Raw genomic sequence first — 13,145 nt, forward strand, 5'->3', positions numbered from 1 at the left:
GTTAGTACTAGTCTATTTTCTTACCTTAAACTCATATTTCCCCGAACCCACTTGTAGTTTTGTATACTCTCCTTCAACACCCAGAATTTTTATATCTGAAGAAACAGGCTTGCCGCTCTCTTCAATATCCGGGATATTAGTCGTAGGCAAATAAACTGTGGCTGAGGTATTCACAGGTATTTCAATATTATAAATAGTTTCTTTAGCATCTTTCTTCCAGCCTGACGATGCCAGACCATAATTGGTTTGTAGCGTAGCTTTGGCAGAAGTCAGTCCATCACCTAAATGCGGTCTGATAATAATCTTTTTATAGCCTGCGCCTTCTTCGTCCACATCAATTCCTGCTACATCTCTATATATCCAATCGCCTACTGCGCCATAGGCATAGTGGTTAAATGAAGTCATGCCAGGGTCCTGAAAAGTACTATCCGGTTTCATCGAATCCCATCTTTCCCAAACAGTTGTTGCGCCCATTTTGATTGGGAATAGCCATGACGGATAAGTATCCTGCAATAATAAACGATAGGCTACATCGGTTTTACCAAAGCGAGTGAGTACAGGGGTTAAGAATGGTGTCCCCAGGAATCCTGTCGTCAGATGGTAATTATAGCTTTTAATATTTTCAACCAGGCGATCTACTGCACTCTGGCGTAGATTTTCAGGTAACATATCAAACTGTAAAGCCAGAATATAAGCTGTCTGTGTTTCAGAAATCAATCGGCCATTGGCTGTCATAAACTCCTTCTGGAAAGCAGCTTTCACGCGACCAAGCAATGCTTCAAAATCCTTCACATCTTCGGTTTTGCCCAGGAGTTTAGCGGCTTTTATCATCAGTTCAGTATTATACCCAAAGAAACATTGGGCTACCAGATAATTATCTGTCACAGCTGATTTTTGTCCAATCATACCTTTTGAATCATCAACCCGATATGATAACCAATCGGCAAATTGGAAACCTGTATTCCAAAGATCATTTTTAGCGGCACTTCTCACATATTGCAGATAGGCTTTCATGCTTGGGTATTGCTCTTCTACTACGCGTTTATCACCATACACGACGTACATATTCCAGGGGATAATGATGCCTGCATCAGACCAACCCGCCGCGCCAATCGGTGTATCAAAGAAAGTTCCTTTCAGCGCATTGGGAATCACAAACGGGATAGAGCCATTCGGATTCTGGTCGGCCGCTACATCTTTCAGCCATTTGTTGAAGAAATTATTGACATTAAAGTTGAAAGCGGCAGTACGAGAGAAAACCTCTGCATCACCCGTCCAACCCAAACGCTCATCACGTTGCGGACAATCGGTTGGCACATCCAGGAAATTCCCTTTTTGCCCCCATTGAATATTCTTTTGTAATTGGTTCACCATTGGGTTTGAGCATTCAAAATTACCCGTCGGCTTCATATCTGAATATAAGGTAAAGGCAGTAAAATTATCAGGATTCAAATCTCCTTTCAATCCTTCTACCCGCACATATCTGAATCCATGGAAAGTGAAATGTGGCTCAAAAGTTTCAACGCCTTGCCCTTTCATAATATAAGTATCCTGCGCCAAGGCATTTCTCAGGTTATCAAAATACAATCCTCCGGTTTTGTCCAACACCTCTGAATGAGAAAGTACTACTTTATCTCCTGCATTACCCGAAACTTTCATTTGCACCCAACCTACCAGATTCTGCCCGAAGTCCAGCACTTTTTCGCCTTTAGGGGTCGTCAATATTTTTATAGGTTTGAAGCTCTCATGCTTGGTAATTAATTCATGATTTGATGAAAACAATACATCTTTCGGAAAATCTTTTACTACCACTGGTTGCCAGTTTGAATCATTATAGAGAATCTTTGTCCAACCTGTTTTTTCTAATCTGGCGTCGTATACTTCACCGTCATAAATTTCTGAGAAGACGATTGGTCCAGTGGATACCTTCCATGAACCATCAGAAATCACTGTTTCGGTTTTGCCATCTTCATAGGTGATATTTATCTGGCATATCAGCGCGGTTTCTTTGCCATAGAAACCTGTGCGCTTCTCCCAGCCTAATTCACCTCTATACCACCCATTGCCCAGACTAACGCTAATCGCATTTTTCCCTTGACCAACGAGCTTGGTCACATCATAGGTCTGGTATAATAAGCGTTTATTATAGCTTGTCCAACCCGGTGTCAGGTAAGCATCGCCGACTCTGAACCCATTAATATAGGCTTCGTATAAACCTTTTGCGGAAATATAAGCTGTAGCTGATTTGATTTTCTTCGCTGCGCCGAATGTCTTTCTGAATTGTGGCACCAAGCCATAGGCACTATCTCCCTTGATACCCGATGAAATCCATTGAGCAGTGATTTCAGAAGCAGGATCTAATAAGGAGGTTTGCCAGAAAGACACTGCACTCCATTTTGATTCCTGCGATTGATTATCCCAGACTTTTACCTGCCAGTAATACTTTTGCCCAGATTTCAGGGCTGGCCCCTGATAGGTTTGCAGCACCGATTCGTCAGAATTCACTTTGCCTGAATCCCATACAAGACTCTTTTTGGCAAAATCATTCGTAGTAGCCACCTGAATTTGGTAGGCTGTTTGGGTAATGTTTCTGCTTGCGCCTGTTATCTTCCAGGTAAAACGAGGATTTTTGACATCCAGACCAATAGGGTTTGTTCTATTTTCGCAGCTTAAATCATAGAGGCTGATGCTTTGCGCAAAGACACTGGCGCTTATCAGATAAATAAATAGGTTAAGTAGTAATTTCATTTTTAATTTTATTAATAATTTCTTGTACTATTCTGCAAATTAAAAGATTTACTACATATTACCCTCATTCACTCACCTGTTATTGTCTCATTTTGATAAAATAAAAAATCCGCAGTAGAGGCTACTACGGATTCAGATATTAATTTAAACATTTGTTATTCTACTTTCAACATTTCTTTGGCCATTTTCACAGCATTGTATGCATTGACAATCCCACCAGTCAATGATAAATCTTCGAATTTCACGATTTCTTTAGAGCCAGGTTTATATACTCTGAAATCAGGTACTTTCACTGATGATTCCAGGATAATCTTTTTAAGCTGAGCCGCAGTTAACTCAGGAAAATATGATTTCAATAAAGCTGCTACACCTGTAGTGGCAGGGGCTGCCATGCTGGTACCACTTTTTTCTTCATATTTAGAACCCGGCACGGTTGAGTAAATATCTACACCCGGTGCAAATATATCTACTCCTTTTTTGCCAAAGTTGCTAAACTCAGCCACGGCATCTGGTGCGTTTTTCCAAGATAAAGCACCTACCGAAATCCAGTTTTCTGCTTTTTGTCCGTTTTCATAAGTGGCTGTTGGGTAATGTACGTCTACATCAATATCCAGGTTATCATTCCCTGCGGCTGCAATTAACAATACCCCTTTCGATTGCGCATATTTCACGGCTTCATCTACCCATTTTTTCTCTGGAGAGTATGGTTTCCCGAAACTCATATTGATAATCTGTGCACCATTATCAGCCGCATAACGAATCGCATTGGCCACATCTTTATCTCTTTCATCACCATCAGGTACAGTACGAACAATCATTAACTTCACGTCATCAGCTACACCCAGAATACCTAAGTTATTATTACGATTCGCACCAATAATACCTGCCACGTGTGTGCCGTGCATACCGTCCGGGCCTGTTACTTCATTATTACCATATTCACCATACTGCAATTTATCAGGATTATCGCCTACCACAGTACGTGCATTAAAATCAAGGTTATAGTTATATTTCAACTCGCTTTCGTAGTGTTCTACTGCCTCTTTAATATCGTTACCTGTTGCGCCTAATTCCAAAAATTTCTCTAAGGTACGCTTAGCCGCTCTCACTGTACGATCAACATTGTTTTCGTCAATACCTGTAATATTTTCTTTAGTCAGGTTATCTACTTTCAGATAGTTTTTCAAAACCGTTTCTGACTCTGTATAGTTTTTATAGAGCTGTGCATAGAAAGGAGCATATTGTTCTGCTTCTGCACGTTTTTCTTCATATTCTTTCTGCAATTTGCCCATCAAATCATATTCAGCCTGATTTTTACGAATCAGTTTTTTAGAAGGCTTATCACCGAATTTATCTTTGTATTGTTTCAGCATACGGGTCAGCTCCACTTGCTCATGGTTTACATCCTGTCCGTCTTTACCGCCCAGAAAATCCCAGCCATTCACATCATCCACAAAACCGTTTTTATCATCGTCTTTGCCATTGCCTGCAATTTCTTTGCTGTTTACCCATATTTTATCTTTCAGGTCTTCGTGGTTTACATCTGTTCCACCATCAATCACGGCCACCACCACAGTTTTGGAAGTTCTTCCTTTGAGTAACTCCTGATAGGCCCGTTCTACACTCATACCACGAACACCGTCTTTTTCAAAATCAAGATTTTGCCAGTTAGGCTTAGTTTTTAAATCTTGTGCATGGACTTGAAGAAGAAAAGGGGATAAGAAAAAAGCAAAAAGTATTTTTTTCATTGTTTAGTTTTTTGTTAGAAATAGAAACCCGTTTGGTTAAAGTAAATTGTCTGTATCGACAGATATATAAACTAAGTAAACTGCGAAGTAAACGAATTGGTTCGAGTTTTATTTAACCCATAATGGGTTATTTTATTGAATGGAGGTTTATAATTGAGCCAGTGCTTGTCTGAAATCCTCAATTAAATCCTCAATATTTTCGATACCTACCGAAATGCGTAATAGATTATCCGGACTAACCGAATGTGCTCCCTCTGCCGTTTTACGATGTTCTATTAAAGTCTCCACTCCACCCAGACTCGTTGCATGTTTGATTAATTTTAAATTTGAAGTCAGCTTTAAAGCAGCTTCTTGTCCGCCTTTCACCAGAATTGACATCATCCCACCAAAGCCATTCTGCATTTGTTTCTTTGCTACTTTGTGAAATTCATTCGCTTTCAAACCCGGATAATTTACTTTTTCTATCTGCGGATAAGTCTCCAGAAACAGAGCCAGTTTCATGGCATTCTGTGCGTGCACAGGCATACGAATAGCAAAGGTAGATAGGCTACGAAACAACAACCAACAATCAAAAGGGGAAGGAATCACACCACCGGTAGTCTGGAAATTTCTGATTCTGGCTTTTAAATCTTGTGGCAGACTTTCATTTACAATAATACAGCCACTTAATATATCAGAATGTCCACCAAAATACTTGGTAGTAGAGTGCATGATAATATCTACCCCAAAATCAAAAGGTTTGGTAAAATAAGGAGTTGCCCAGGTATTATCACAACCTGTCAGAATATTCTTTGATTTAGCCAGTTTTACTACTGCCTGAATATCGGTCACTTTAAGGCTTGGATTTGAAGGCGTTTCTATCCAGATAAGTTTGGTGTTTTTCTTTATCGCCTTTCTTATATGGCTGATATCGGTCATATCTACAGGTGTGCAGGTCATGCCCCAGTGCGAATACAAGCTTTCTATCATATATCGGGTGCCATAATAAATATCATCCGGCAGAATGACATGGCTATTGGTTCCCAAAGCATGAAAAACGCTCATAGTAGCCGCCTGACCTGATGAAAACGCAATAGCATCTGTTCCACCCTCCAAAGCTGCCAGTTTTTCTTCCAACATCCGTCGGTTAGGATTAGAGGCACGGGCATAAATATCTCTTCCTTCTACAAAATTTCCATCTTCGCCACGCTCAAAAGTAGTAGAAAGAATAATGGGCGGTACAAGGGCTCCGGTAGTAGGCTCGCCATGATTTCCGGTATGAATGCTAAGAGTTTCTAATTTCATGTGTAATTTTGGGGAATAATTAAACCCCTCACCCTAAATCCCTCTCCCCAACAATGTGGAGAGGGACTTTAACCCCCTTCCCCATTGCTGGAGAAGGGTTGGGGATGGGGTTTTATCAAATACTATTTTTTATAATAACTTTCCAACTAACCTCGCTGGCAAATATAAATAATAAATGAAGCAAAAACTTAACATTATAAAAATCGGTGGAAATGTCATAGACAATCCTCGAGCTTTAGCTCAGTTTCTGAAAGACTTTTCGGCATTGGCTGATGCCAAAGCACTGATTCATGGCGGTGGTAAAATTGCTACCAAAATAGCGGTAAAACTAGATGTAGAAACCAAAATGGTGGAAGGTCGCCGTATTACTGACCTGCCCATGCTGGAAGTAGTCACGATGGTATACGGTGGATTAGTAAATAAGCAGATTGTGGCCCAATTACAGGCATTAGATTGCAATGCTATCGGGCTGACTGGTGCTGATGCAGGAGTAATATTGGCTAAAAAACGCCCGGTGCGAGAAATTGACTATGGTTATGTAGGAGATGTAGAAAAAGTAAATGATGCCATCATCAAAAACTTTATAGACAATCAACTGACTCCGGTTTTTGCGCCATTGACTTTTGATAAAGACGGGAATATTCTGAACACCAATGCGGATACACAGGCCTCATCGGTGGCCGTTGCGATGGCAAATCATTTTGAGGTAAATCTGATTTATTGCTTTGAGAAAAAAGGTGTACTTTCAGATCCGGAAGATAATGACTCGGTGATTCCGACCCTGACACCTGCCAGCTATGCTGAATATAAGGCTTCGGGAACCATTAATGCGGGTATGATTCCGAAACTGGATAATGCTTTTGCAGCTTTACAAAAAGGAGTTTCGAAAGTAATTATCTGCCATGCTGATGAATTACAGCAAGCAGTTGCCCAAGGACAAAGCGGAACACAAATTATTCTTTAAATTGCAGCATAATTACAACATCACAAAATATGATTCAAAATTCCAATCTGGTTGAGACATTAACAAATGACGCGATTGAATTACTGAAAGATTTAATCCAGACCGAATCCTTTAGTAAGCAGGAAGATGAAACGGCCGCTATTATCGAAGAATTTTTCCGTGAAAGAAATATTCCTTATCGCAGAAAGAAAAATAATATATGGGCAAGAAACAAGTTTTTCGACGCCAACAAACCAACTGTTTTATTAAACTCTCACCACGATACGGTAAAACCTAATCCATCCTGGACATTGAATCCATTCAATCCACTATTGAAAGATGGCAAATTGTATGGATTAGGAAGCAATGATGCCGGTGGATGTTTAGTTTCATTAATCGCTACTTTTTGCTATTTTTATTACCGTGATGATTTAACTTATAATGTCATTATGGCTGCTACAGCCGAAGAAGAAATTTCAGGACGTGAAGGACTTGAAATGGTAGCACCTGAATTACCGGAAATTTCTTTTGCTATTGTAGGCGAACCTACGCAAATGCATCTGGCAGTGGCAGAAAAAGGGTTGTTGGTACTAGACTGTAATGCACATGGCAAATCAGGGCATGCGGCAAGAAACGAGGGTGAAAATGCGATTTATAAAGCCATTCAGGATATTAACTGGTTTCAGACTTATCAATTCCCGAAAGTATCTGAAAATCTGGGACCTATCAAAATGACAGTTACCATTATCAATGCCGGAACGCAACACAATGTAGTGCCTGATACCTGTAAGTTTACAGTAGATATTCGGGTAACAGAGCAATATACTCTGGAAGAGATTATTGAAACGGTTAAGAAAAATATAGGTAGTGAGGTAATCCCACGTTCAATCCGTCTGCGCCCATCAAGTATCCCGATGGAACACCCGATTGTGCAGGCTGGTATCTCTATGGGACGTAATACCTATGGCTCACCAACTACTTCTGATCAGGCTTTATTAGATTGTCCGTCTCTGAAAATGGGACCCGGCGATTCAGCCCGTTCACATACTGCTGATGAATATGTGCATATAGATGAAATAGTAGAGGGTATCCAGTTATATATCACAATGTTGGAAAAGGTTATTCTTTAAACCTACATCATATTATGGGACAGGCTGATTTAAAAAAATATTATTCAGTAGAAGAGTATTTTGAATTGGAAGAAATCAGCCAACTAAGATATGAATATTATAAGGGTAAAATTTTTGAGTTAGAGGGTTCTACCTTAAATCATAATCGGATCGTAGGAAATATTGCAAACCGCTTATTGCCAATTGTCAGAAAGAGAGGATGTGATATCTTTACTGAGAGTGTGAAGTTGGAAACAATTCAGCGTGATGGTTATATTTATCCAGATGTAATGCTTACTTGTAATCCTAGTGATTCAAAGCAAGAGTTTTTTATTCGTCGTCCAAGCTTAATTATTGAGGTTTTATGTGAGTCAACGACTGGATATGACCATGATTTTAAGTTGAGACAATATAAATCTATCTGCTCTGTTCAATACCATATACTGGTTTCGCAGAATGAAGTGCGAATTGAATTATATAGTCGTCTGAATGATTTTCAATGGCAGTATGAAGATTTTGTTGAGCTTAATCAGGCAATCAATCTGGAAAAGTTAGATATAGTATTGTCTTTGGAAGATATTTATGAAGATATTGCTTTTATGCCAATAGAAGAATAAAACAACCATTAATGAATATCATTTTTTACTTTTTCGCTATTCTTTGCGGAGTTACTAATAGCCTTCAGTCAGGTATTAATGCTGAACTCCGCAAAACTATTCAGAATCCGATTTATTCGGCCATCATTTCTTTTTCTATTGGTTTGATAAGTCTGATTCTGATTACTCCTTTTTTTAAAGAACCTATTCCCTCGCTGGCAACACTTAAATCGGTTGTCTGGTGGAAATGGATGGGTGGACTTTTAGGTGCTTTCTTTGTAACTACGGTTATTCTAAGCATTCAGAAAGTTGGTTCAGCCAATATGCTTGCCTTAATAGTGGCTGGTCAGTTAATTACTGCCATGACACTCGACCATTTTGGGCTGTTAGGTTTTAAAATACACCCTATCAGTCTGATGCGGATTATTGGCGGGATAGTAACCGTGATAGGTGTCTACATGATTGTGAAGAATTAAATAGTTGAAAGCAAAGTAAGTTTATTTCTTTACTATGCTTTCAACCACTCCCATAATTTTCTGCGTAGCACCTACATTATTCAATACATAATTGCTACATATTTTAGCTGTCTTTTCTCGGTTCTTTTCATTGGCTTTTAGTGCCTGATACAAACTTTTCAACGCTTCCATATTCTCTACCGGAAAAGCACCTCCTGCCTGAATCAATTCGTTAGCCTCCTGAAATTTCTGATAGGCTTTGTTTCCAAAGAAAATCGGCATTCCAAATGTAGCAGCTTCTAAGATATTGTGTAATCCTTTTCCAAAAGAACCGCCAATAAACGCATATTCTGCATATTGGTAAAGTGAAGAAAGCATACCAATATTGTCAATAAAAAGGACCTCATAAGTACCTAAATCTTTCACCTCGTCAGTATCAGAAAACAGTACCGATTTCGCGGTCAACTGTTTTCGCCAGATGTCAATTTCTGCATCATGAATTTCATGTGGAGCTACGATAAATTTAGTACCGTCCTTTAATTCATTAATCATCGGAATTATCACGTCCATATCTGTCTGCCACGCTGAGCCAATGATAAATATCTGCTGCCCATTTTTGAACTGCTCAACTTCCGGAATCGTCTTTCGGTTGTCTACAATCTGTTTCACACGGTCGAAGCGAGTATCACCTGCCAGACTCGCATTGTCTATATCAATGCTTTGCAGTAGTTCTAATGAACTCTCATTCTGCACCAGAATATGCTTGAATTTATGAAGTAGTTCCCGGTAAAAGCCGCCATAAAACTTAAAAAACACCTGATTAGGTCTGAAAATGGCAGAAAACAAAATGACAGGAATTTTACACTTTTGTAGTTCGGTCAGGTAATTTTTCCAAAATTCATATTTTACAAAGAAAACAATATCCGGCTCAACTATTTTCACAAAATCCTTAGCATTTTCAGGCGTATCGGCAGGTAAATAATAAATATAATCTGCTCCTGAGTAATTCTTCCGTATCTCATAACCTGACGGAGAGAAAAAAGTCAATACAATTTTATAATCAGGGTATTGTTTCCTGAAAGCCTCAATTACCGGACGCCCCTGCTCAAACTCTCCTAAAGAAGCACAATGAAACCACGCCACCTTTGCACTCCTTGATCTTAACTGTCTACGTTCGACATCCAGTTTTATCTTATGAAAAAGCTTATCTCTACCGTCTACCCAAAGTTTTGCCTTCTTATTGAAAGGCGCAATAAGCTTCAACAAGGCAACATAAGCACGTATCGAGAGATTATAAAAGAAGTCGAGTAACATATAGTGGCCGATTAAAAACCAATAATACTATTTCAGAAGCAAACCTACGAAAAAGCTTCGAGAAAGTAGCTTTTAAACTTATTTAGCGCACGAATTCAGCTATTTTTTAATATAAACTTTGCCATTTTCAGCTCATTAGAATCAATAATTTATACATATGGAACTGATATAATCAAATTAGGATAAAAACAAGAAAAAAAGACCATATAGCCCTCGCAGAAGCCATTCTTCACAATTATTTAAAGAAAATCAAAATATTTTTCTGAATTTCGAGTTATAATGGCAATTATGTCGGTTAATATTTGTTATCCATAAGCCATATTGTATTTTTTAAGAAGTAAATACGATTCATTTCCCACAAAGGCTATTATTCCATATAAAATTGGGGAGATGATTAAAACACCAATTAACCCATGTCTTTCCTCGATCGTTTAAAAAACTGGTTCCGCTCTGAAATACCATCAGAAATACCAAAAAACGAGGTGCCTGCTGTAACAACCGAACCTCAGAATGAAATAAACAATCCGGTTGCGCCTATTGCAGAAGTACCTGCCCAAGCTACAGACATTCCTTTAACTCCCTTTTGGTTAGAAAACGAAGACGCCCTTAGAGACGAAGGAGTAATTTTTGGTTTGTCAGACTCGAAAGCGGAAGAGAAAACTGGTGCCATAAAAAACTATTTTTCACATAAAACAGCCGATTTAGAAAAGACAGTTGAATATCTATCAGAGAAAATTGGTGAGCTAAATCTTTTTATCGGCCAAAAAGAAACCCGCATTGACGAGCTGAAAGGCAAAGCCCAGATACTTGAAAATCGCGAAGCGGCTAATCATTATCTTCCTCGTACCATCGTAGGGCTTTTATTGTCTTTGGCAATGTGTGTAGGTAATTATTACCTGATAGATGAATCTATCCAGCCGAATTTTCCGCAGAATCACTTTTTTATTGCTTTGGGCGTTTTGCTGGCTGGTATGTTCAACCTATTTAACCCGAAATCATTATTCCATGAAAAAGATACGCCTGTTTCGTGGAGAAATGCCTTAGAAGAAGTAGGTATGCCTTTGGCCGCGTCAGTTTTTGTATTTGTACAGGCATTGGAGCATCAGTCAACTGCGCGCGCATTGGCTTTGTTACTGTTTACGTTCTTCCTGTTCCTGTTTGCAGGGAAACTACTATTAAGTAACCTGACCATCACCAAAAATGATGTGAGTATGTGGCTGAATAACAGACAATTGAAAAGCGATAAAGTAAACAAAGCAAGCGAATGGGATGTGGAACAAAATCAGCTAAAAAATGAAATCGATGATTTAAGAGTGCAGAAATGGAAGATTGTTGATGAACTAAAGGCACCAGAAGCTGAATTAAAACGTTTGAATGAGAGACGTGATATGATGATCAAATTGTTTGAAAGTGAATTTAACCTGGCCAGAAGCTATCGTGAAAAATTGACCGACAAGCAAATCAAAAAGATTTTAGAATAATTGTTCAACACATGAGAGCTAAAAAAGCATAAATACGCATGGAAAAAGAAAACGAAAATTATTATAACGGAGATTTTCAGCATGGGTACATTACCGGTGTTGAAAACGTTGATAAGGCAACTTATGAGAGTTTCCTTTCGAGCCATGTCAGCTATGAGTGGTTGCAAGATCGCATTGCCGAAAAACGTGAGGAGATAGCTGAAATTGATGAAACCATTAAACACAGTAAAGAAACCCAGAAAGAGGCTTATAGCAAATTTCAGGAGCATACACTGGCAGTTAATACACAGGCGCAACACATAGGCTATATTCAGAAAGAAATTGACGGTAATACTGAAAGAATCAATTTTCTGGACGAAAAGCGTAAAAAATCAGAATCTCCCTATTCATTGTTTGCTGGTATTCTTTATTTATTGGCAGGTATAGCTTTCGTATCGGGTGATTTGATTATCTCGCACGAAATTGTGGCTTATGCACTTAATATCCGTAATTCCTTTGAAGCTTGGGCATTTGCTATCGGTTTGGCCATGTTGTCTATCCTGTTGAAACCTGCTTATGAGCGTCTGGTAGAACAACCTTATCTGACTGATTATAATGCCAAAACCAAGAAAGTATATGGCGTTTTCCAGGGCTTCTTGTTAGTATTCTCTATCGGTACAATGTTGGTTTTAGGCTGGTTCCGTTATGAAGCTTATAGAACTGATAAACTCAAAGACGGTATCAACAAGCAGATAAAGGCTTTGCAGGTAAACAGCACGCCTTTAGACCCAACCTCGGCTCAGCCGTCTGATAATCAGGCATTGATTCAGAAAATGGATGAGCAACTAAAAGCTTATGACAAACTGAATATAGATTTAGTGAATAGTCCATGGGCTTTGATGTCGTTCGTGTTGAGTGGTATTTTGTTTGCCATTGCCGGTGCTATCTGTTTAGGAATTGCCCTACCTGTGATGCAGTCTTATTGGTATAGATGGCTGCAATCCGGGCCAACTATCAGACGTTTGCGTAAGAAAAATATAAAACTGACCGAAGAATTAAAAGCGGCTGAGAAAGTTTTATCAGAGCAAACCGCACAAAAGAATATTTTAGAAAACGATTTGGCGAATCTACCAAGTATAGGCGAATTGAAAGAAGAAAAGAAAAATCTTTCAGCTGAGATTTTAGGTATGCTTGAGCACGCCAGATTGGCAGATCAGGATCGTCGCATTAACTCTTTCAACGATGGTGTAGCGAAAGGTGGTGCTAATCGTGGAGAAATGACGGATGATGAATACGAAGAGTTCAGAACTGCTTCGGTTCGTCAGATGCGCAATGCGCAGGATTCTAATTCAGATAAAACGCCGAAAGTATACCGCAATAACGGACTTCGTCCGCATCAGCAGCTTCGTAAGGTAATTACAGAGCAGTTCAACAATCAGAATCAAAATCCTAATTAATAAACAGGATATGAATCAATATAAAGTAGAA

At 39.0% G+C, this 13,145-nt stretch carries 10 protein-coding genes; 6 read left to right on the forward strand and 4 right to left on the reverse strand.

Annotation, left to right across the window (positions count from 1 at the left end; genetic code table 11):
• Nucleotides 1-12 precede the first annotated feature (12 nt).
• The 3 genes from ACYVFA_RS00880 to ACYVFA_RS00890 all read right to left on the reverse strand — a co-directional run bounded on the left by ACYVFA_RS00880 (nucleotide 13) and on the right by ACYVFA_RS00890 (nucleotide 5,780).
• Nucleotides 13-2,748, reverse strand: coding sequence for a family 78 glycoside hydrolase catalytic domain (locus ACYVFA_RS00880; protein WP_460469893.1), 2,736 nt, complete (start codon nucleotides 2,746-2,748; stop codon nucleotides 13-15).
• Between the two features lie 155 nt (nucleotides 2,749-2,903).
• Entirely contained in the window at nucleotides 2,904-4,496 is a 1,593-nt protein-coding gene (locus ACYVFA_RS00885; protein WP_460469894.1) for a S8 family peptidase, read from the reverse strand.
• Between the two features lie 147 nt (nucleotides 4,497-4,643).
• Nucleotides 4,644-5,780 (reverse strand): trans-sulfuration enzyme family protein, encoded by a 1,137-nt coding sequence (locus ACYVFA_RS00890; protein ID WP_460469895.1) that lies wholly within the window; start codon nucleotides 5,778-5,780, stop codon nucleotides 4,644-4,646.
• A gap of 175 nt (nucleotides 5,781-5,955) precedes the next feature.
• Between ACYVFA_RS00890 and argB the strand changes: the two genes are divergently transcribed.
• Genes argB through ACYVFA_RS00910 form a run of 4 tightly spaced genes read left to right on the forward strand, consistent with a single transcriptional unit; the run spans nucleotide 5,956 to nucleotide 8,904 of the window.
• A complete protein-coding gene (gene argB / locus ACYVFA_RS00895) occupies nucleotides 5,956-6,744 on the forward strand; it encodes an acetylglutamate kinase (RefSeq protein ID WP_460469896.1) in 789 nt (262 codons plus the stop codon).
• A 29-nt stretch (nucleotides 6,745-6,773) separates the two neighbouring features.
• Nucleotides 6,774-7,853, forward strand: a complete 1,080-nt coding sequence (locus ACYVFA_RS00900; protein WP_460469897.1) for a M20 family metallo-hydrolase — start codon at nucleotides 6,774-6,776, stop codon at nucleotides 7,851-7,853.
• A gap of 14 nt (nucleotides 7,854-7,867) precedes the next feature.
• Nucleotides 7,868-8,449, forward strand: a complete 582-nt coding sequence (locus ACYVFA_RS00905; protein WP_460469898.1) for a Uma2 family endonuclease — start codon at nucleotides 7,868-7,870, stop codon at nucleotides 8,447-8,449.
• 11 nt (nucleotides 8,450-8,460) lie between these two features.
• Nucleotides 8,461-8,904 (forward strand): DMT family transporter, encoded by a 444-nt coding sequence (locus tag ACYVFA_RS00910; RefSeq protein WP_460469899.1) that lies wholly within the window; start codon nucleotides 8,461-8,463, stop codon nucleotides 8,902-8,904.
• Between the two features lie 21 nt (nucleotides 8,905-8,925).
• Here the strand turns inward: ACYVFA_RS00910 and ACYVFA_RS00915 are convergent, their stop codons facing one another.
• The gene (locus tag ACYVFA_RS00915) at nucleotides 8,926-10,197 is read right to left on the reverse strand and encodes a 3-deoxy-D-manno-octulosonic acid transferase (RefSeq protein ID WP_460469900.1); all 1,272 of its coding nucleotides are present in this window, start codon (nucleotides 10,195-10,197) and stop codon (nucleotides 8,926-8,928) included.
• A gap of 413 nt (nucleotides 10,198-10,610) precedes the next feature.
• On the opposite strand from ACYVFA_RS00915, the gene ACYVFA_RS00920 reads away from it, so the two are divergent.
• Nucleotides 10,611-11,678: a hypothetical protein gene (locus ACYVFA_RS00920; protein ID WP_460469901.1), complete on the forward strand. Its 1,068-nt coding sequence runs from the start codon at nucleotides 10,611-10,613 to the stop codon at nucleotides 11,676-11,678.
• Between the two features lie 38 nt (nucleotides 11,679-11,716).
• Nucleotides 11,717-13,114 carry a hypothetical protein gene (locus ACYVFA_RS00925; protein ID WP_460469902.1) on the forward strand — a complete coding sequence of 466 codons (1,398 nt, stop codon included), beginning with the start codon at nucleotides 11,717-11,719 and terminating at the stop codon, nucleotides 13,112-13,114.
• Nucleotides 13,115-13,145: the final 31 nt, after the last annotated feature.

It is taken from the genome of Emticicia fontis, from assembly GCF_054779675.1.

What these genes read in the sequence shown, in the direction of transcription:
- ACYVFA_RS00880 (WP_460469893.1), bottom strand. Translation starts at nt 2,748, where the DNA reads ATGAAATTACTACTTAACCTATTTATTTATCTGATAAGCGCCAGTGTC.
- ACYVFA_RS00885 (WP_460469894.1), bottom strand. Translation starts at nt 4,496, where the DNA reads ATGAAAAAAATACTTTTTGCTTTTTTCTTATCCCCTTTTCTTCTTCAA.
- ACYVFA_RS00890 (WP_460469895.1), bottom strand. Translation starts at nt 5,780, where the DNA reads ATGAAATTAGAAACTCTTAGCATTCATACCGGAAATCATGGCGAGCCT.
- argB (WP_460469896.1), top strand. Translation starts at nt 5,956, where the DNA reads ATGAAGCAAAAACTTAACATTATAAAAATCGGTGGAAATGTCATAGAC.
- ACYVFA_RS00900 (WP_460469897.1), top strand. Translation starts at nt 6,774, where the DNA reads ATGATTCAAAATTCCAATCTGGTTGAGACATTAACAAATGACGCGATT.
- ACYVFA_RS00905 (WP_460469898.1), top strand. Translation starts at nt 7,868, where the DNA reads ATGGGACAGGCTGATTTAAAAAAATATTATTCAGTAGAAGAGTATTTT.
- ACYVFA_RS00910 (WP_460469899.1), top strand. Translation starts at nt 8,461, where the DNA reads ATGAATATCATTTTTTACTTTTTCGCTATTCTTTGCGGAGTTACTAAT.
- ACYVFA_RS00915 (WP_460469900.1), bottom strand. Translation starts at nt 10,197, where the DNA reads ATGTTACTCGACTTCTTTTATAATCTCTCGATACGTGCTTATGTTGCC.
- ACYVFA_RS00920 (WP_460469901.1), top strand. Translation starts at nt 10,611, where the DNA reads ATGTCTTTCCTCGATCGTTTAAAAAACTGGTTCCGCTCTGAAATACCA.
- ACYVFA_RS00925 (WP_460469902.1), top strand. Translation starts at nt 11,717, where the DNA reads ATGGAAAAAGAAAACGAAAATTATTATAACGGAGATTTTCAGCATGGG.